At 37.7% G+C, this 20,363-nt stretch carries 13 protein-coding genes; 6 read left to right on the forward strand and 7 right to left on the reverse strand.

Annotated features, from left to right (window positions below; genetic code table 11):
* Positions 1–14 precede the first annotated feature (14 nt).
* Positions 15–3,320 (reverse strand): SpoIIE family protein phosphatase, encoded by a 3,306-nt coding sequence (locus Q0954_RS11405; protein WP_299456918.1) that lies wholly within the window; start codon positions 3,318–3,320, stop codon positions 15–17.
* Positions 3,321–3,436: 116 nt separating this feature from the next.
* On the reverse strand, positions 3,437–7,456 hold the full coding sequence (locus tag Q0954_RS11410) for a SpoIIE family protein phosphatase (protein WP_299456919.1): 4,020 nt from the start codon (positions 7,454–7,456) through the stop codon (positions 3,437–3,439).
* 623 nt (positions 7,457–8,079) lie between these two features.
* Between Q0954_RS11410 and odhB the strand changes: the two genes are divergently transcribed.
* Together odhB and Q0954_RS11420 are read left to right on the forward strand one after the other, a co-directional pair.
* Positions 8,080–9,636, forward strand: coding sequence for a 2-oxoglutarate dehydrogenase complex dihydrolipoyllysine-residue succinyltransferase (odhB, locus tag Q0954_RS11415; RefSeq protein WP_299456920.1), 1,557 nt, complete (start codon positions 8,080–8,082; stop codon positions 9,634–9,636).
* Between the two features lie 167 nt (positions 9,637–9,803).
* Entirely contained in the window at positions 9,804–10,118 is a 315-nt protein-coding gene (locus Q0954_RS11420) for a hypothetical protein (RefSeq protein WP_299456922.1), read from the forward strand.
* A 78-nt stretch (positions 10,119–10,196) separates the two neighbouring features.
* Here Q0954_RS11420 and Q0954_RS11425 read toward each other — a convergent pair whose 3' ends face one another.
* The gene (locus Q0954_RS11425; RefSeq protein ID WP_299456925.1) at positions 10,197–10,703 is read right to left on the reverse strand and encodes a cupin domain-containing protein; all 507 of its coding nucleotides are present in this window, start codon (positions 10,701–10,703) and stop codon (positions 10,197–10,199) included.
* Between the two features lie 267 nt (positions 10,704–10,970).
* On the opposite strand from Q0954_RS11425, the gene Q0954_RS11430 reads away from it, so the two are divergent.
* Positions 10,971–11,684, forward strand: a complete 714-nt coding sequence (locus tag Q0954_RS11430; protein ID WP_299456926.1) for an archaemetzincin — start codon at positions 10,971–10,973, stop codon at positions 11,682–11,684.
* A gap of 80 nt (positions 11,685–11,764) precedes the next feature.
* Positions 11,765–12,745 carry a hypothetical protein gene (locus Q0954_RS11435; protein WP_299456928.1) on the forward strand — a complete coding sequence of 327 codons (981 nt, stop codon included), beginning with the start codon at positions 11,765–11,767 and terminating at the stop codon, positions 12,743–12,745.
* A gap of 27 nt (positions 12,746–12,772) precedes the next feature.
* Here the strand turns inward: Q0954_RS11435 and folK are convergent, their stop codons facing one another.
* Positions 12,773–13,258 carry a 2-amino-4-hydroxy-6-hydroxymethyldihydropteridine diphosphokinase gene (gene folK / locus Q0954_RS11440; RefSeq protein WP_299456930.1) on the reverse strand — a complete coding sequence of 162 codons (486 nt, stop codon included), beginning with the start codon at positions 13,256–13,258 and terminating at the stop codon, positions 12,773–12,775.
* 121 nt (positions 13,259–13,379) lie between these two features.
* On the opposite strand from folK, the gene sppA reads away from it, so the two are divergent.
* Positions 13,380–15,152 (forward strand): signal peptide peptidase SppA, encoded by a 1,773-nt coding sequence (gene sppA, locus Q0954_RS11445; protein ID WP_299456932.1) that lies wholly within the window; start codon positions 13,380–13,382, stop codon positions 15,150–15,152.
* A 64-nt stretch (positions 15,153–15,216) separates the two neighbouring features.
* On the opposite strand, the gene Q0954_RS11450 is transcribed toward sppA, so the two are convergent.
* Positions 15,217–16,518, reverse strand: coding sequence for a GWxTD domain-containing protein (locus Q0954_RS11450; RefSeq protein WP_299456935.1), 1,302 nt, complete (start codon positions 16,516–16,518; stop codon positions 15,217–15,219).
* A 531-nt stretch (positions 16,519–17,049) separates the two neighbouring features.
* Here Q0954_RS11450 and Q0954_RS11455 point away from each other — a divergent pair.
* Positions 17,050–17,823: a type III pantothenate kinase gene (locus tag Q0954_RS11455; protein ID WP_299456937.1), complete on the forward strand. Its 774-nt coding sequence runs from the start codon at positions 17,050–17,052 to the stop codon at positions 17,821–17,823.
* Between the two features lie 31 nt (positions 17,824–17,854).
* On the opposite strand, the gene Q0954_RS11460 is transcribed toward Q0954_RS11455, so the two are convergent.
* A complete protein-coding gene (locus Q0954_RS11460; protein ID WP_299456939.1) occupies positions 17,855–19,699 on the reverse strand; it encodes an ATP-binding protein in 1,845 nt (614 codons plus the stop codon).
* A gap of 105 nt (positions 19,700–19,804) precedes the next feature.
* The gene (locus Q0954_RS11465) at positions 19,805–20,359 is read right to left on the reverse strand and encodes an O-acetyl-ADP-ribose deacetylase (RefSeq protein ID WP_299456940.1); all 555 of its coding nucleotides are present in this window, start codon (positions 20,357–20,359) and stop codon (positions 19,805–19,807) included.
* Positions 20,360–20,363: the final 4 nt, after the last annotated feature.

Genomic DNA, 20,363 nt, shown 5'->3' on the forward strand with positions numbered 1-20,363 from the left:
AGTTGAGTGGGGTTTTATAGTTTTATCCCCATCACCAAAATATCATCCCTTTGAGTGGTATTGTTCATATGCTCATCCAAATTTTTCTCTAGTATTTGTTGTTGTTCCGCCATTGGCTTCAATGCATGTTCTGCCAAGAGCTTTTTGAGTTTTTGTGAACCAAAGCTTTTTCTTGCTGCATTATTCTGATCGCCATATCCATCGGTGGTCAAAAATATTAAATCATCTCTGTGTAAAGTAAGTGTGTGTTCTTCAAAAACCTGGTGATTTCTGGGCACTATTCCAATAGAAATTCTACTACCTTTGACTTCACCAAATTCCTGGGTGCTGCTTTTGATATAATACATAGGGCGTTTGGCTCCCCCAAAAATAACCTTTACAGCGCCATCAGGCAAATACTGTATATTGCACAGCGCCATATCCATGCCTGATTGATTCCCTGTTTTTTCTCGCTGTAAAGCGTGCTTTAACTCAAACTTTAGTGTTTCTAGTATTTGGGCAGGTTGAATGATATTTTTTTGGTGTACAATCTCATTCATCAAAGTATAACTCATCATACTCATAAAAGCCCCTGGCACTCCATGTCCGGTACAATCTATAGCAGCTACTAGCCTTACATCCTTGCCATCTTTAGTTTTATCTGCCCAGTAAAAATCTCCCGATACAATGTCACGGGGACGAAAAAGCACAAAATAGTTCTTAAATATTCCCTGCATTCTGTCATTAAAAGGCAATATAGCATCTTGAATAAGCTTGGCCGCCTCTATGCTCTTTTTTACCTGAAGGTTTTTCTGATAAAGTTGTTGGTTTTTTTGTTCGATAAAGTCGCGTTGAGCAGTAATTTCTTCGTGTTGTTGTTGAAGCTCTTCGTGTTGTACCATAATCTCTTCTTGCTTGTGCTGAAGCTCAACAGTACGTTGTTGCACCTTTTTTTCAAGACTGGCTTTTTGTTTAAGCAACCGACTGGCATTGATGCGTAAAACTATTAATACAAACAATATGGCACATACCACATACAAGGTATAAGCCCACCAGGTGCGGTGCCAGGGAGGGTAAATCTTGAACTTGAAACGTGCAACTTGGCTTAGATCACCATGCGCATTTTTGGCCTTTACTTCAAAAACGTAATTGCCTTCAGGCAAATTGGTATAATTAGTATTGCGTTCTGTGCTCCATTTAGACCATTTTTCTTGAAAACCTTTTAGCCTAAACTGGTACTGGTTTTTGTTACTATGTTCATAAAACAAAGAAGCATAATCAAACCTGAGTGTGTTGAATCGATAATCAAGGGAGACAGGACGTAGGTTGTTTTCGGTAAAAAGAAGAGAATCATTATTAATGAATACTTTCCTAATAATGGTTTGATAAGTGCTGGGAGAACTCTTTTTCCATTGACCATCATATACTATCATAGTTTGATCTTTGGCTATTGCCACCCGCCCATCTTCTAACTCTATGATGGATTCACTATCGAGTGAATGTTGTATAGCTCTGAATGGTTTTTCTACGAGTGTATACCCTTTGTCAGGGGTTGCTTTTAACATGATCAACTTGACTTCATCAGGTTTTTTTATCTGGATAAAGAGGTCTCCTTTTTTTGTTTCATATATGTAATATGTTTGCTTGCCTTTTGTGAGTGGGTGTAAAACAGGATGAGGGTGAAAACGTTTTTTTGCCCTATCAAGTGCATATATACCATCTGTTGTACCAAAAATTAGCTGGTCATTTTGTAAGCGAAATACTATATTACCTGTAGTAGAAGGTAAGCCATTCTTGGCTGTATATACTACTTGTTTTACCACACTATCTTTTGCGGCATTGAGCCACACCCTAAAAATACCCAACTGAAAGTCATGAATCCATAAACTTTCATCTTTATCTTCTATAATAGAGTATATTTTTGCGGTTATTTTTTCGCCTTTTACCTTTTTCTTTATCCATTTCCCTTTTTCCTGAGTCATCAAAAACAGCCCTTGGTTATAGGTACCTATCAGTAGTTTAGAAGGATCGTTTTTTAGTGCGATAAGGCATTGTACGTAGTTTTGATCTATGAGTTTTTTAGGCTTCCCATTTTTCATTTCATAAATGGCAGCAGTATGTGCCAGGTAGAATTTACCTTGGTGTTCCAAAAAGTCCCATACTCCATCCTTGATTCCTTTTACTTCTTCAAAACGACCTTTTTTGTTTAAGAATGAAAGCCCATTCATAGTACCTACATAGAGCGTTTGGTTATGATATGTCATCCTTAGAATTTGCCCAGAAAAGCCATGCCTTTTGTCCCAATAGGTAAAAGAGCTATTATTATGGATCTGCCCAATGCCTTTTTCACCCAAGGTCCAGATGTTACCTTCTTTATCAAAATCAAAATTGTAGATCCAGAGGGTGGGAGTGTCTCGATTAGAAGCAACAAAGCGTTGAATTTTACCATCTTTGCCCAATATATATAATCCTTTGTTTTTGATAGTAAGCGCAATAGAGCCATTGTTGAGTACCTTGACATAATATACTGTAGCAATTATGTCTAATTTGGCAAAAGTGCTGTCGAGTTCAGTCTCGAAGGCTTCTTCTCTCTGAAATTTACCGTTTTTTAAGTACAACCAACGCATTTGATGGGCTTTGGCATCAAATGCAACCAAAGTATCTTGGCTATAATTGGTTATATGCCATATATTAGATAGGTTCTTTACTCCTTGAAGTTGATTAGTTTTTGTTAGTTTTTTTCCATTCCAAACAAATAAACTATTGCCTGCTTGTACATATACTTGATTATTAAAATGAAAGACTTGTTTTCTTATTTTTGCAATAGGGGCAAATTGCTCTTTATTATAAATTGTTGAGTCATTAGGACTTACATAAGTAAACTTACCGTTTTGATAAATCAATGTGTTTTTAAACCAATCTATAAAGGCAACACCTTTATCTAAGGGGGTTATATTACGAATTGTTTTAAATTTTTTCTGTTCTTTAGGGATTGATGGCATCAAGGATACATACTTACGGTTTTGTCCAGTAGAGTCATACCCCAAATAACCCAATTCATTGTCGGAACCCACAAATAGGGTGTCGTTATAATAACCAATAGCAAACACAAAACCTTTATTTTTTATTGGAAATTTACTCCATTTTTTGCCGTCATATTGTAGAATTCCAAAGTTATCGCCCACATATATCATCCCTGTTTTATCTTGCGCCACCCCCCAGCTTTGATACCCTCCTTTATAGTCTTTGGGTAGGTGTTTGGTTACGTAGGGAGTTTGTGCCTGAGAGACAGTAGCGGCATAAACAAGTAAAACATTGATAATTAAGAACAACTTCATCATAGTTCATATAGTATAGTCGTGTAAACCAAGGATTGCCCTTGGCGTGAGTTATAGTTAATGTTATAACAAAGCAACATGCAGTGTTGCTTTACAAAGTACACAACGGGTAAGGAGCGCTATAGCTGAATGCCCAATATTACAATATCATCACGTTGGTCTGCCTCTTCTTGGTGTTCAGTTTTAGCTTTCAACAACCGTGCACGTTGTACGTTTAGTGGTTCATGCATGATTTCTTTTAATAATGTAATGAATTGCTTGGTTCCAAAAGATTTACGTTTGTTATTAGGGATATCTACAAATCCATCACTACTTAAATAAAGTATGTCATTGCGTTTGAGTTGAACCACATGGTTCTCTAACTCTTGTGTTACTTGCTTAGGCATCCAACCACCAATAAAAAACCTATTTCTTTGGATTTGATGCAACTTTTTTTGATGTGTATAATACAATGGACGTTTGGCATTGCTGTATGTCAGCTCTACCTTGTCCGAGTCATCTATATATTGCACCCTACACAAGCATATATCCATACCATCATTATTATCTGATTCCTTCTGATGCAAGCCTTTACGAATGCCCTCTTGTATTTTAGATATGATCTTTTTGGGATCAAAAATTTTCTTTTCATTGACTATTTCGCTCAAAAGCCTGCTGCCAATCATGCTCATAAAAGCTCCTGGTACCCCGTGTCCGGTGCAGTCTACAGCTGCCACAAAACTATATACTTCAAAAGAAGGGACACTATCAATTATGACGCGCTTCTTTACATGGCTCATCCAATAAAAGTCGCCAGAAACAATATCTTTGGGTTCGTAGATAATAAAATGATCATTAAAAATTTTCTCAAAGCTTTTGCTGCTGGGCAAAATGGCTGCTTGAATTTTTTGGGCATAACGAATACTGGCTGTAATTTCCTGGTTTTGGGTTTCTATTTTAAACTTTTGTAACTCTATTTTAGTATAACTATCCGTATTTTGTAATGCTATGGTAATATATACTGCAAGGTTACGCAACAAGTTGAGGTGATAATTTGTATATACGTTGGTTTGTAAACTTTGTACACTTACCAAGCCAATTACTTCTTGTTCGACAATAAGTGGTATACAAATGAAAGCATTTAACAATTCATCTTCTTGGTAACTATCCAGTGACTCCACAAAATTGTGATACTCTTTATACACATCATTCACTATGATTTCTTTTTGGCGAAGTACACACAGCACCCCAAACCTGTTTTCATCGGTAGCAGGTACTGTTAGTTGGGGCATTTTCTCGCCTAGATGTATGTAGTCGTTAAAAGTAATCGTGTGTGCTTTTGGATCATATAAGCCTATTCCAAACTCTGCAACGTCCATCAAGTTATTTACATTATTATACACAGTCTCTACTATCTGGCTTAACGATAGCTTTGAAGTGATTTCTTGCCCTATTTCACTCAATAGTTTTACATTCTGATAAGCTTGCTCTATTTCATCACTTTTATTTACTAGTTCATTGTTGACTGTTTTCAGGTTTTCAGCTTGTATCTGTATTTCTTCTTTTTGTTGTTCCAGTGCCGAATTTTTATGCTCAATAGCAGTATTAGCTTCTTTGAGGTTTTCAGCTTGTATCTGTATTTCTTCTTTTTGTTGCTCAAGTTCTGAGTTTTTTAGCAAGATTTCGTCGTTCTTATGGCGAATCTCTGTAGTACGGGCTTCCACTGTTTTCTCCAGTTTATCTTTTTGTTGCTCCAACCTTCGAGTATATAGTTTGATGGTAACACCTATCAATATGATGCTCATGAATGTATATCCTGTATAAGCCCATATTGTACGGTGCCAGGGAGGGTGTATTTGGAACATGTAGGTTAACGCTGGACTTTTTTCTTGGTATAGGTTACGGGTTTGAATATGCAATGTATAATTACCTTCTCTTAGGTTGGTGTATTCCTTATAACTTTCCTTAGTCCAAGGCGACCATTCTTTGTCTAGTCCTGCCAGGCGGTAACGAAACTCGTTTTTGTGGTTATCAGCATAAAAGGTACTGCTTACATTAAACCTAAAACTATTATAAGTGTATTCAAATACGGGGTACTGATACCCTTGTTTGGGCAGACTTATCATTTGCCCTTGCGCATTGGCAAAAGTGCCTCCAAATATTATAGAGTCTTTTGCACCAGTAAGCGCTATTTCGCGTAATAATACTTTGAAAGGTTGTTTTATACGAGGTTGTTGGGGCGCATAATGAATTACCCCTTCCTTGGTGGCAAACAATATATTTTTGTCATCTAATGGGTTTAAATGGGGGGCAAGTTTTTCTATAAACGAACCTCGTAACTTTCTAAAAGGAGCATTTATCTTTTTGTAGTTGCCATTTACTTGTTTTTGTAACAAACCCACTTCCAGGTATTTATCTTTTACCTCGTTATGCACCTTCTGTGCCACATACCAAATTCCTTGTTGGGCATCACTGCGTAGATAAATCAACATTTTATGATCACCAATTAATTTGTTTAGCCTGGTTTCTCTCACCATTTTGTCTTGGGTTTCATCATGTAAGTATACCCCGTTTTCAGTGGCAAACATATTCTGACCGTTGACTTTAAACAAACGGTTGAATGTATTGGAAGGAAACCCCTTGGTTTTGTCATAAAACTTAATATTTACTACGCTGTCAAGCTGTGTATTAAGGGTGAGTTTATAGGCTCCATGTTGGTCGCTGCTCATCCAAATAATGCCTTTTTTACTTTCCTGTATATAACGCGAGTTTTTTGAAAATCCTTTGACCACATTTTTTACCCGCCACTGTTTGTTCTTCCATTCTAGTAAAAGTAAGCCTCTTTTACCTCCAGCCATCAACAAATTTGGGTGGTTTTTTAGAGAAATAATTGTCCATATATTGCCATTCGTCTTTTGTAATGACTGAGCTTTGAAAGACTTACGAGAAGTAGCAAATTTTAAAATGCCTGGATTGAATGCTGCTAAGAGTTGGTTTTTGAAGGTTTTAAATTGCCAGGTTTGATTCACTAAATTTGGAATGGTTTTAAACCAAATAGAGTCCTGTAGAGGGTTTTCATAATTACGCCAGGTTTTAAAAAAAACTCCTTGTGAAGTGCCTGTCAATAGCTTATTTTGATGTACATGGGTGTAATAAGTAGAGCCTTCCAATCCTGATGATGCATTTAATACACTAAATGGTGAGTTGAGCTCGATAAAAGCAATTCCTTTAGCAAGCCCCGCCCACAAATTACGGTGATGATCTATATATAAATTATACACTGAGTTGCTTTGTAAACCATTGCCTTTGTGTAGGTGTTGTATTACTTGCCCAGCCTTGTTTACAATCACAATGCCTGCACTTGAAGTGCCAAAGGCATAATGGTTACTATCTATTTGAGTAGAGCAGTACAGTTCTTTGTCCAATAAAAACTGTTTGATATGAGGAGCAAAAGGTTTAAGCGTGTCTTCGTTGTAAATATATAAGCGGCTAAATATATTGAGCAAGTTTTTGCCTTTACCAAACGGAAATCCGTCCCTTGGTATTTTTTTGTTAAACTGAGGTACCTTCACTAGCTTACCTTGTACTAGTTTGAATGTACCCACTTTAAAATCTCTAAAATGTGCTTGGTTATTAATTAGGCAAAGTGTGGAGAACCTATTTTTAGGGCGAATCGTGGTTAATTTTTTATTATTTAAAACAAACATTGCTGCGTGACTACGGCATATCACCCCTTCGTTAGTTACTACCATATCCCAAATGTCTTTAAATCCGGCAACGTCTTTGGGGACTTGGTTCATGAGTGAAGCTACATAGGTTTTACCAGTAGAGTCAGTGCCTACATAACCAATAAAATTTTGTGCGCCCACATACATGATTCCATCATTGCCCATTCTAACATTTCTTGCTGTAGATTTATTAGGTATCTCCATCAAGCGCCACTTTACTCCATCAAACTCTAGCAAACCCGAAGAGTTTCCTACATAAATAACCCCTCGTTTATCTTGGCTGATACACCAATTTTGGTCGTGAGCGTGGTAATCATCTGTGGTATAATTTTTAATAAAAGGTATTCCTTTGTTTTTGATCTGTGCCCAACAATAAGAAGGTTGGATGGTTGATAGTAAACAAGTAAATAAAAAAAGGTAGCGTGTAATCATAATCGAGTAAATGTACTTGTTGTTTTTGGGCTATAATTTATCAATTGACTGGATGAGCAGATGCTTTGTATAATAAATGGCTTATGTGTCTGGCGAATAGAATATGCCCAAATAATTCCCTGAATGCTGGCAGTTTTAAAGTAACATACAACTTGGATTAGCAAACTTTTTTACACAAAAAACAAGCTAAAAAAAGTCATACTTTGATAAAAAATGTAAAGTACTTGTTAGTTCTACATTGAAAAATACAAGATATAATACAGGTACCCAAAAAAACATAAATAAGTTGTGTCAAATGTTATAGCAAATAACTAAGGTAAAGTTCCAAAAAGAAATAAGATATACTACTTTTGTGGGCAAACCAGCCACTCAAAAACACAGATATTTGGTAGTTGTGGAATAACCAAAAAAAATGTTTAAATTAGCCAACATAATATAGATATTTGGAACATTGACAACACCAAATCTTTATTCTTTTACTACTTATGAAATGTGCTAAAATAAAGTCATCAGGTTTAGTTATATCATTATAATTAAAATGTAGAAATTATGATGGCAACATTATTTACTCAAAATACAGAATCGATCCTATAATTTAAAAATAAATTGAAAGGAAAAATATTATGGCCGTAGAAATGAAAATTCCTGATTTGGCGGAATCTATCACAGAAGTTGTTATTTCGCAATGGTTGAAACAGGATGGAGACTACGTAGAACTTGATGAAATGATTTGTGAGGTAGAGACTGACAAAGCTGCTCAGGAACTTGCCGCCGAATCAGCAGGAATTCTTCGTATTGTGGTTCCTGAAGGCGAAACAGTGAATGTGGGTGATGTTATATGTCGTATCGAAGCAAGCGAAAATGGTTCTTCGGCTGGTTCTTCAAAAACTGCGGCTAATGCGTCTGACAATACTGCTACTAAAATTGCTACTACTACTGATGCACCCACTACCACTGGCAAAGAGGTAGAAATGCGTGTACCTGAACTTGCAGAGTCTATTACTGAGGTAATGATTGGGGCTTGGTTGAAAGAAGATGGTGATTTTGTTACCTTGGATGAGCCTATATGTGAGGTAGAAACCGACAAAGCTGCTCAGGAGTTGCCTGCCGAAGCTACTGGTATTTTGCAGATGGTGGCAAAAGAAGGCGAAACCTTGAATGTAGGAGATTTGATTTGTACTATCAAGGAAACTGATGCTTCTGCCGAAAACGGAGTGGCTACTCAACCTTCTAATGGTGCAGCATCAAACAACAGCGAAACTTCGTCAGCGGCAGGACATCCATCACCTGCAGCAAGCAAAATACTGGCTGAAAAAGGCATTGATCCTGCAGATGTAAAAGGTACTGGCGTAGGAGGACGCATCACGAAAGAAGATGCCATGAACGCTCAAAAGAAGGTGCCTAAAGCTGAGGCTCCTGCCCAAAACAAAAAAGAAACGCCTGCACCCAAAGCTACCGCGCCTACACCTGTACCAGGTAGCCGCAACCAAAACCGTAAGCGTATGTCTCCGCTTCGTAAAACAGTTGCTCGCCGTTTGGTGTCTGTAAAAAACGAAACAGCCATGCTTACTACCTTCAATGAGGTAAATATGCAGCCTATCAAAGACTTACGAGCCAAATACAAAGAGCAGTTCAAAGAAAAGTACGGGGTAGGTTTAGGGTTTATGGGCTTCTTTGTAAAGGCTTGTTGTACTGCATTGACAGAGATTCCAGGAGTAAACGCTATGATAGATGGCAACGAAATCGTTTATAACGAGTTTTGTGATATTTCGGTGGCTGTATCAGCACCCAAAGGACTGGTAGTACCTGTGTTACGCAACGCTGAGAGCTTGAGTTTTCAGGGTATAGAGCAAGGCATTAAAGACTTGGCGCTTAAGGCACGCGACAATAAGCTGTCTATCGAAGAGATGCAAGGTGGTACATTTACTATTACCAATGGAGGAGTATTTGGTTCTATGTTGTCTACACCTATTATCAACGCACCTCAATCGGCAATCTTAGGAATGCACAATATTGTAGACCGACCAATGGCTGTAAATGGTGAAGTGAAAATATTACCAATTATGTACCTTGCCTTGTCTTATGACCACCGAATTATAGACGGACGTGAGGCAGTCACCTTTTTGGTAAGATTAAAGCAATTGCTTGAAGAGCCCGAAAGATTAATGTTTGGCGTGTAAAGCACGTTTTTTTAAGATATACAAAAGCCTGTTCAACATTTGCTGAGCAGGCTTTTGTTTTTTCACAACAAGAAGCTGTTTATGAACGATTTTTTTGCAAAATGTAACCTTTTTGACTCTAAAAATCGTTATATTTATCAAACATTATAAACTAAAAACCTAATATTATGAGTAGCGAATCGCATAAGAATGCCCGCAAAATGATGAGTTTCAACACATTGGCATTCATTGTTTCATCTGTTTTCTTTGTGTACTTTGTAGGTATGTTATTTTATAGCTTACTTACTGCAGGTACCATTCTAACAGGTCCAGGTATTTTTAGTAGTGTGGCTCTTGTTGGATATGTACTTATTAGCTTGCGTCATGTACGACGTTCGTGGAAAGCTTTCAGTGATCTAAACTACAAAACATCGGTAACCAGTGGTGTTATTGCCTGGATTTACCCGTTAGGAATGATTTTGTTAGCCTGGTTGCTTAGATAAGCCTCCGGTACTCCAAATATAAATAAAGAGTTTAATGAGCCTGTAAGAACCTTTCTTACAGGCTTTTTTATGTCAAGGCTAAGACCGGGTGAATTGAGTAATTACTTGTGTGTGTTGTGGGTATAGTTTGATGAGTTCCTCCCTTTTGGCAAGTTCAAAGTCTTCGAATTCAAATCCTGGGGCTACTGTACAGCCTATCAAGGCAAAGCTATCAGGCGCAATCACTCTAATGGCAAACCACGATCCAGCAGGAATTACTGTTTGTAGCAACTCGCCATTGGCTATATCACTACCAATGTGTTGGGTAGTCAAGTTGCCCTCAGTATCTATCATGTGTAGCTCTAAGGTGGTGCCCGTATGAAAATGCCATAGCTCGGTGGTGCGTAAACGGTGAAATGTTGAAAACTCTTTAGTTTCTAACAAAAAATAAATGCTGGTAACATGACAGCGTTTGCTTGGGTACCTTTCAGGAAGCTCTTCTTGTGAAAAAAACTCTTCAGAACGATAAGTTTCTTTGTAATAACCTCCTTCTGGGTGAGGAGTCATACCTAGTTGGTCGATAAAGTATTGTGCGTTATGAGGCATTGCTAATAGGTTTAAGTCTATAAATACCCCAAAGTTGCTCATCTTATGTTTGCTTTCCCAAATTTTCTGTTATAAAATTAAGCATTGCTTCAAGGGATTGTCTTTAGAATTAAAAATGATCATTGTTTTGCTTGACGAAGTCAACCAGGCACTGCTTTATCCTTAAAAATATAAGTATTAAGCCCTCCACCTTTTCAGTATACAAGCGTCAAAACCGTTTGCAACTCCTTCAATAAAAAGTGGTCTTTTTCTAAAAAAACACATGCTATGAAAAGGATCATTCTTTACTTGACTGTTTTATCATTGTTGGTCGTTGGAAGTTGGTTAACATATAAAAGTTATATTTTAACTACCTCACTTGTCATCCCTAAGGTAGCTATTCAACCGTTTTTAGGCATGGATGATGCTTCAGTTAAAGAAGCAAAAAAAGGCATAGAACGTTACTATGGTATTCAAGTAACTGTATTGCCTTTGATAATATTACCACCACAGGCCAAAAACACCCATATTCTGAAAAAACACCACTTAAGGCTTCCTGTTCGCTATCGAGCCGATAGCCTGATTGCCTACTTGAGGCGCACCAAATCCAATGATTTTGATTATATCATAGGGCTTACCAATCAAGATATTTCAGTTACTAAAGACAAAAAGCCTAAGTGGTTGTATACCGATTGGGGGATTTTTGGATTGGGCTATCGCCCTGGACCTAGCTGTATTGTATCCACTTTTCGTTTATATCGTTATGCTACCCTTGAGCTTATGCATACACGTTTGCGAAAAATTGCCATTCACGAGTTAGGGCATAACTTTGGTCTTGCTCATTGCCCCAGCCGTCAGTGTGTCATGCAAAGTGCTCGTGAAACAATGGTGACTATAGATACCGAACCCGAAAACCTTTGCCATAATTGTGAAAATGCAATAAAAGCTAAGTTTAGAGTGTGTTTTCCAGAGGAACAATTGGCAGGTAAAATAAAGAAGTAGCAGATTTATAGGCTCATATTTTTGAAAGCATCCAACGAAAAGGTATTTTTAGTAACTGTTTTTCATCCAACCTTTTTTTTATGATAGTAAAACGTGTAGCATTACTCACTTTGGTATATCTATGTACCACATTGGTTTATGCGTATGCCCAACTTGTTCGGGAAGATATCTTGTATATCAAACCCAATGCGCAAGATTATCTGTTGTATACTACTACCCGCTCTAATTTTGGTACATTTTCTAAAATATTACCTAAGTCTACCAACATTACAAAAAAATACCTTTACATCAACCCTGAAAAATATACTGTAGGCGAAAACTCTCGTTACAAGAGAATTGTGTTTCCTACCGGAAATTTTGCCTTAATAAGCGAAGAACGTTTTACTGATAAAGAGTTGAAGGTAAACAAAGAAGGTATTTTTACCTTTAGGTTTGATTCCATACCAAGGTTAGGAGGGAGACACTATGGTCTATCTACTACTGTTAGATATTACAAACAGCTTACTTATGTGTGGGTGCTACCCGAAGATTATGAGTTTGTCGATTATAGCTGCAACAAACCAGGGCAATGGGTAAAAAAGGGAAATACATTGGCTTATTTTGGTTATAAAGTAAATGATGTATTGCCCAAAATCAGGTTTCGCCCTGTGTTACAAGTTACCCTCGGAAACGTGAAATCACTCCTTTATGAAGTCAACTCTAAAGGAATGGCAGTAACCAGCAACAGCAAGGGTGTACAAATTAATTTTCGTAGGGGGGTATTATTTACCAAGGGTACAACTGCGATTTCATCGCTAGGGCAAAATATTTTGGTAAGGTTAGCAAAAACCCTCAAAAGCTCTGTCAAAGTTCGCCTGGCAATTGCTGTTCCTGTTAGAAACGGAATAGATGCAGGTCGTTGGATGTTGGCAGCGGCAAGGGGGCGCACTATGGTAGAACAACTCATCAATCGAGGCATTGATCCGGCACGCATTGAGGTAAATACATTTGGTGTAAAAACTAGTCAGTCAAAAAAAGGCATTGAGATTCAACTAATTAATGCCCCCAAACGCAAGCAGTAATACAGTTTGACTGTCTAAAGCAGCTGTTTAGTGTTTTACTTTTTTTACCTCGAGTTTATCAGGGCATTGTGCCAACAGTTGGGTTTGGGTAAGCCGCAGTGCTGGATGCACCAGCAAAGGAGCTATTTCTACCAAAGGTGTTAAAGTAAACCTGCGTAGGGCAATTTGGCTATGTGGTACATTCAAATCCTCGCTCTCTAGCATCATTTGACCATAGTATAAAATATCAATATCAATTAGTCGTTCACCCCATTTCCTGTATTTTTGCCGCCCCATGGCTACTTCTATGCTTTGGGTTACCCTCAGCAACTCCCTTACTTCTAGAGAAGTATCGATTACTAATACTTGATTATAAAACACGGGTTGATCTGGTATGCCCCAAGGCATTGTTTCATAAATAGCAGAGTGCTTTTGTACCACGCCTGCTTGACTTGCCAGCATTTGTGTGGCTGTGTACAGGTTTTGGGTTTTGTCTCCCAGATTGGTCCCCAGCAATAAATAAGTAATAGACATAAAATAATTAATTGTAATTTATTGGGCAAAGTTAACATTGCTGTTGCTATCTTAAATTAACTCTGTTTGTTTTTTTCTATTTTTGTTTGCAATCATTGATAGTCATCCAAATTTAAATATTATGATTCGTAGATTTTTAGGTAATGTCTTAGCTACATTCATTGGCATTAGTTTGTTTACCGGGCTGGTCATTTTTTTCATATTTACCCTTGTAAGTAGTAGCAGTACTGTCACCGTTGACCAAAAGAGTGTATTGTTGCTTAAGTTAAATAGTAATATTACCGAACTAGACATAAATAACCCTGTACCTAACCTTAACAATCCTTTGAATCCGGTGGTTGATGGCACAGGTTTGATGGGAATTTTGCACAACATAGAAAAAGCTAAAAATGACCCTAACATTGCTGGCATAGTGTTGCACTTGCAAAGCATAGGGGCTGGTTTTGCCTCATTGAAAGAGTTAAGAGAGGCTTTGAATGACTTTAGGCAGAGTAAAAAATTTGTTTGGGCTTATGGCGAATACCTCAGTGAAGGGGCTTACTACCTGGCTTCTGTTGCCAGTAAAATTTACCTGAATCCCACAGGATCGCTTGAGTTCAATGGATTGAGCGCGCAACGTACATTTTACAAAGGAGCTTTTGATAAATTAGACATAAAACCAGAGATTTTCAGGGTAGGTACTTATAAAAGTGCTGTAGAGCCCTATATGACTGACAAAATGAGTGAGGCAAGCCGAAGACAAACTCAGTCTTACCTCAATAGTATCTATGATTTATACCTAAAGGATATCGCGGCTTCCCGTAAAGTCTCTCTTGCTCAGCTTACTCAAGCATCAGACAGTGGCTTGGTACAAAGTCCAGCAGATGCACTTAAGTATCAATTGATTACAAAAATAGGTTACTACGACGAATTAGAGGCAGAAATAAAAAAACGACTTGATTTGAAAGAAAATCAAAAAATAAAATGGGTAAGATTGGGCAAATACCGTGAAGTAGAAACCGAATGGGAAAAACAACAAAAAAAGTCTAACCACCGAATTGCAGTCATTGTTGCCGATGGAGAGATTCGTTCAGGAAATGGAGGCGATGGTGTGGTAGGAGCTACCAAAATAGTAAAAGCTTTGCGTAGGGCACGAAAAAGCAAAAGTGTAAAAGCCATTGTTTTGAGAGTAAACTCACCTGGTGGTAGTGCCTTGGCTTCTGATATAATGTGGCGTGAAATTCATCTTACCCGAAAGGTAAAGCCTGTAATTGCTTCTATGTCTGATGTAGCAGCTTCGGGAGGGTATTATATAGCCATGGCGTGCGATACTATAGTGGCTCAGCCTAATACAATTACGGGGTCTATTGGCATTTTTAGTATTTATTTTAATCTTGCAGCGTTTCAGAAAAATAAGTTAGGCATTACCAATGATTATGTAAATACTGGCAAGTTTTCGGCTTTGGGCGACCCTTCTTACCCATTTACTGAAGCAGACCGCCAGATTTTGCAGCGTAGCGTAGAAAGAGGTTATGAATCTTTTACTTCTAAGGCTGCCAAAGACCGTGGTATGTCATTAGCCGAGCTCAAAAGTGTTGCTTCAGGCAGGGTATGGGCAGGCAACGAAGCCAAACAAAATGGTTTAGTAGATGTTTTGGGTAGTTTTAACGATGCGTTGGCAATTGCAGCAAAAAAAGCAAAACTCAACAGAAAAGACTATAGGTTATGGTTTTTGCCTGTAGAAAAGCCTCTTATAGATAAAATTAAGGATAATTTGGGAGTGTCTGTAAAAGCCCGGCAACGAATGTTAAAACAAGAGTTGGGAGAATTATACCCTTACCTTGAAATACTCAAAAAAATTAAAGAAACTCCACAAGTTCAGGCACGTTTGCCTTATGATATTGTGATAAAATAAATGAGGTGGAGCAACAAGTTATCATTATTTTTACTTTTAGCTTGTTGCTCACTACTTATTACCTTTATGACCCTATTTTGCCTTCCCGCCATTGTTCTATTTTGGGGTACCACACCTGCTCATATTCGGGGTAACGCACCAAAGTGTAATGGTTGTCTACAAATTGATTAGGATTGCGTAAAAATGTAAAATGAATGTCTGAGAAACTGGCGCTTTGGGCATAAGTCCACATTTCTTTGTTACGAGTGCGTACTACTCTGGTAGGGTTGCCAAATACAATAAAAACCATTCCTTTGTCAGTTTTCCAGCCTGGTTTATAAGTAGTAAAAAACTTGTTGGCAAGCTTTACCCGGCGGTAATATTCACGAATACTTCGTTTGGCTACCTTTATATTGCCTGACATTAGTTCAAGCCAAAGTCTGTCTAAATCTTTTTTCTTTTCCGACGATTGCTTGAGCTTGTTCAACTCACCTTTGGTAGTAATGTATGTCAATGGATCTATCAAGTCTACTATTTTGCTAAATTTAGGGTAACGGTGTTCAGTGACAATAAAGCTAATGCCATAGTATTGGTTAGTGTCTGCTTGTACTATGTACAAGCCTGGTTTTTTAAGGTTCAACTGAGTATTGGTTTGTACTTTAAATGTGCTATCCACTTCCATTTTTTTCTTAATGTTACGACGCGACAATGACATAGGTGGGCGAGCCGCTTTAAAATTATGCTGGTAGTGTTTCACAAGGAGGGTTTTGTTGGTACCAGCCAAGTCCTTGATTTGAATGCTGGCTTTATTTAAAAAGTAATTGCGAAAAAGAGGTTGCTTGCCTTGAGCGTCGAAAATACTAAAGCTTTGACGTATTTTATTTATAACAAACTCTAGTGGTACATCCAAAGTGATTCTTTGCCCGGTTTTGCTGTCATTGGCTTCTATCAACATTACAGCACTGGGCATTGTTTTTTTAGGTATGCTAAAGTTGTAATAAAAATCGGCTCCTTGTTTGGTTACTGTTTCTGGAGTAAGCTTAAGAGTTTGGGTTTCTATGAATTCTTTACTACGGTAATTAGGTAAAATCCCGTACTTCAACGAGATATCCTGTAGCATTTCTATCAGGTTTGAAGCATTTCTTAAGCGTGGAATGTTAAGCTGTAAAAAAATATGTAAACGTTCATCTTTTGCCATTACCCGGTGTAGCATAGTCATAGGCTTGGCAATAGAGGGTCTTTTTCGGGTAGTAGCAATCGCTTTGGGTTTCGAGGTAGAGTTTGTCTTTTTATTAGACGCTTTCTGCCCAGTGCTAAGCAAACACCCTTGCAAAGGCAAGAAAAGGGGCACAATGGCAAAAAACATGAACAGCAATCTTTTTTTCATTGTATTTATTGGTTTGTTGTATTATCCTTAAATCTAACAAGCAAGTAGGATGAATGGTTAGGGTACACTCTATTTTAATGATCATACAAAAAGGTAAATCCCCTATGTTGTCAAAACTTAAATTCAAGTTACAAAATTTTGTAACCTGCTTGTATATTCTTGACAAAGATATACTAAAAAGCACAGCAGGCTACCAAAAATGATGTACAATCATCCACAGGGATTGTGGATAACTTTTGTTAACATTTGATGCTAAAATTGTCGATATATCAAGCTGTTATTTTCAACTTGCTGATAATAAGGAGTATATCTTGATATATAACAATGCTGATTGACTCAAAATTGATTGAACCAGTGGGTAACAAGTAAAGTTATGCACAATAGTCAATGCAGAGTGTGGATAACTTTTGTTAACACTCGACACTAAAATTGTCGATATGCCGCAACTTACTCAGGATAACAATTATGTAGTGAAAAAATGAAATTTAAATATACTCTTGTTACCTTTACCAAAAACACCCCTAAAAAGTTATGTTGTTAGCTGTAGACATTGGTAACTCTAATATTGTATTAGGGCTTTATGATCAGAACGAATGGATGTACCACTGGCGTTTACAAACCATTACCGAAAAAAGTGCCTCTGAGTACGAAATGAACCTTCGTACCTATTTTCTTGAACAAAATCTGGCAATCAGCGATGTAAATCATATTGCTCTGAGCAGTGTAGTACCAGAGCTTATTCCCATAGTGCGTAATATGTTGTGGCATTTGTTTGGTAAAGAACCATTAGTGGTTACCCCTGAGGTAATTAAGCAACTACCAGTAGGCGTACAAAAGCCCCACGAAATAGGCTCCGACTTGGTAGCAAACGCAGTAGCAGGCTATGATATGTTTAAAGATAATTGTATTGTAGTCGATTTTGGTACTGCCCTTACTTTTACTACAGTATCAACAAAAGGCAATATTTTAGGCGTAGCCATTGCTCCAGGACTTAAAACTTCGATTTATGCATTGTATAGAAACACAGCCAAATTGCCTGATATAGAAATTCCACTTGAGTTGCCTGACTCTGCCATTGGCAAAAACACTGAACACGCTTTACAAGCAGGGGTTTTGCTAGGGTATGTGGGGTTGGTAGAGCACTTGATTGCTCATATTCGCCAAGAGTTAGGAGGAAACTGTAAGGTAGTAGCTACTGGAGGACTATCATCGGTCATTATTCCTCTCAAACAGCAGTTTGATGCTATAGAGCCAATGCTTACAATGGACGGTTTACGTTTGATTAATGAGTATATATTGGGTTGAGTTTACTGAGAAAGGGAGCAGGTTTAGTCAATTACACTTCAGGTTGGTCAATGGCATGGAGTTGAAACATTACCTGGGTACCTACTCCTTCTTCGCTTTCAATTTTAAGTTGTCCACCGTTTTTTTCTACAAACTCTTTACATAACAGTAGCCCAAATCCAGTGCCTTTTTCATTGGCAGTACCATGAGTAGATAAGTGAATTTCAGGTGAAAATATTTTTGCTAACGCTTCTGCTTTGATGCCTACACCTTTATCAACAATGCTTACTTTAACGAAGCCCCCTTCTTTTTTTGTATAAATGTTTATTTGGGTTTCAGGGTAGGTAAACTTGATGGCGTTAGATAATAAGTTGCGTAAAACAAAATCAAGCATATTTTTGTCTGCTTTTACATAAGTTTGAGGTTCAGTATGAATCATTAGGCTTATTTGTTTCTCAAGGGCTGCTTTTTCATACAGTACTACATTGTCTTGAATAACAGGAGCAAGGTTAAACTCTTCTGGCACATATTCAAAGTCGTCGGTTTGAACAAGTGACCACTGCAAGAGATTTTCCAATAAATCTATTACGCGTTGTACAGCTTTGTCCATATCTTCGGCAAAGTACCGAATCTCATCTTTTGAAAAACCATCTATATGATGTAGCAATACCTGTAAGAAGCCTTTGATTGTATTGAAAGGGCTACGCAGGTCGTGCGATAGTATTGCAAGCAACTTGTCTTTTACTACATTAAGCTTCATAAGGTGCTCTTCTGATGCTTGCGACAGCTCGTTTACATTGTTAAGTTCTTCGTTTTGATGTTCTAATATGAGCGACTGCTCCCTTATTTCAGTAAGTTGGCGCTGCATTTCTTGCAACATGCGGTTAAAGTTACGGGTAAGCTGTCCTACCTCATCCTGTGAATTGCTTTCTTTGATAGAGAGGTTTTCTGAAAAATTACTGTTGACAGTTTTGTTAATGTACCGAGACAAACCCACAATAGGGCGAGTGATCACAGTTGAAAAGTAAATGCTCATGACAATACTCAATACTACTGTTGCAATAACCATTGCAATAAATATATTCTCGAAATCGGCGCTTATATTGGCTGCTCGTTGGTTAATTTTACTTACAAAGTTTTGGGTAAACCTTGAAAGGTTGTCAGCGTAAGCTCGTAACTCGTGCATGAGCCCTTTGCCAGCTCCTACTCCTATGCGTTGTTTAAGCGCTACCATTTCTTTGAATGTTTTTAGGTAGTCGCTTAGTAGTTGTTGTGCCCTAATTTTGTCATTGTGGCGCACTTGTGGGTTAAGTACTACATCTGTTTGCCACTGCAGGCAAAGCTTTTCTAACTGTTGGGCATATTTTATATCTTTTAATATGAGATAATCACGCTCATACTGTTTAAGGGTTAACAGTTTGATTTGGTTGAGAGAAGTGAGTTTTTCTAATGCCTCAGTGTATCGCTGCATTTCACCTTTGATGCCGTAATTTTTGAAACCCAAACGGCGGGTAAGCTGTACTATTTGATCAAAAGATGTTTCATAATTTTGTAACTCGTGTAGAATTTTCTTGGCTTCAGTTTCTACTACTGCCTGATCTATGTCAAGCGCTTGTACTTCTTCAAAGCTTACCAGTGTATATAAATGTTTGTTGACATCTGCTACCAGGTTTTTGTGCCTTGTAATGTACTTGCTGCTGCCCTGTGCATAAAAATTGGGATTATTGGTTTCATAGTCAAAAAAATCTTGTTCCAACTTAATCACCTTAAAAGTATTTACTAACACATTTTCAAGGTTTACAGCAATGGTAGATATTTTACTGCTTTTGTTATGAAACCAAAAGCCTATACTAGCAACTACTATGATGATAATGCCAAAAAATAAAAACGTAGTCAAAAGCTTGAATCTCAAAGAAATAAACTTGGGCAACATAAAGGGTAAGAAGTAAAACTAGTGTTGATAAGCAATAAGTTAGCCTGAAGAATCAGGGGAAGAAAGGCATTAAAATAACCTTTGCTGAGCATTGCTACTTGCCTTAAAAGCATCCTTATAGATTTGCAGGTTTTCTTCGTCAAAACAAACAAAAATAACCGATTCAAGACTTGCCCCCTCGTCACTTTCTACAAAATCGCAGACTGTTTGAATAGCTATATTTGCAGCTTTATGTTTAGGAAATTTATAAATACCTGTGCTTATATTAGGAAAAGCCACCGTTTTAAGGTCCTGAGCAACCGCAAGCTTAAGGCTGTTTAAATAGGCACTCTTTAGTAATTCTTTTTCGTTATTATGGCCTCCCGACCAAGTAGGTCCTACTGTATGAATGACATGTTTAGCAGGGAGTCTTCCAGCAGTTGTAATTACTGCCTCTCCTACTTTGCAGCCTCCTTGTCGGGCAATTATTTTATAACAATCTCTTAGTATATCTTCGCCACCCTTACGGTGAATGGCTCCATCTACGCCACCACCACCTAGCAATGAAGTATTGGCTGCATTTACAATAGCATCTACTACTTCAATGGTTAGGTCCCCTTGTTTATAGCTAATTTTTGAGTTCATATAT

The organism is uncultured Microscilla sp., from assembly GCF_947493425.1.
Taxonomy (GTDB): Bacteria; Bacteroidota; Bacteroidia; order Cytophagales; family Microscillaceae; genus Microscilla.

Coding starts and splice junctions, on each gene's coding strand:
- Q0954_RS11455 (WP_299456937.1), top strand. CDS start 17,050: ATGTTGTTAGCTGTAGACATTGGTAACTCTAATATTGTATTAGGGCTT.
- Q0954_RS11465 (WP_299456940.1), bottom strand. CDS start 20,359: ATGAACTCAAAAATTAGCTATAAACAAGGGGACCTAACCATTGAAGTA.
- Q0954_RS11435 (WP_299456928.1), top strand. CDS start 11,765: ATGATAGTAAAACGTGTAGCATTACTCACTTTGGTATATCTATGTACC.
- folK (WP_299456930.1), bottom strand. CDS start 13,258: ATGTCTATTACTTATTTATTGCTGGGGACCAATCTGGGAGACAAAACC.
- odhB (WP_299456920.1), top strand. CDS start 8,080: ATGGCCGTAGAAATGAAAATTCCTGATTTGGCGGAATCTATCACAGAA.
- Q0954_RS11405 (WP_299456918.1), bottom strand. CDS start 3,320: ATGATGAAGTTGTTCTTAATTATCAATGTTTTACTTGTTTATGCCGCT.
- Q0954_RS11410 (WP_299456919.1), bottom strand. CDS start 7,456: ATGATTACACGCTACCTTTTTTTATTTACTTGTTTACTATCAACCATC.
- Q0954_RS11430 (WP_299456926.1), top strand. CDS start 10,971: ATGAAAAGGATCATTCTTTACTTGACTGTTTTATCATTGTTGGTCGTT.
- sppA (WP_299456932.1), top strand. CDS start 13,380: ATGATTCGTAGATTTTTAGGTAATGTCTTAGCTACATTCATTGGCATT.
- Q0954_RS11450 (WP_299456935.1), bottom strand. CDS start 16,518: ATGAAAAAAAGATTGCTGTTCATGTTTTTTGCCATTGTGCCCCTTTTC.
- Q0954_RS11425 (WP_299456925.1), bottom strand. CDS start 10,703: ATGCCTCATAACGCACAATACTTTATCGACCAACTAGGTATGACTCCT.
- Q0954_RS11420 (WP_299456922.1), top strand. CDS start 9,804: ATGAGTAGCGAATCGCATAAGAATGCCCGCAAAATGATGAGTTTCAAC.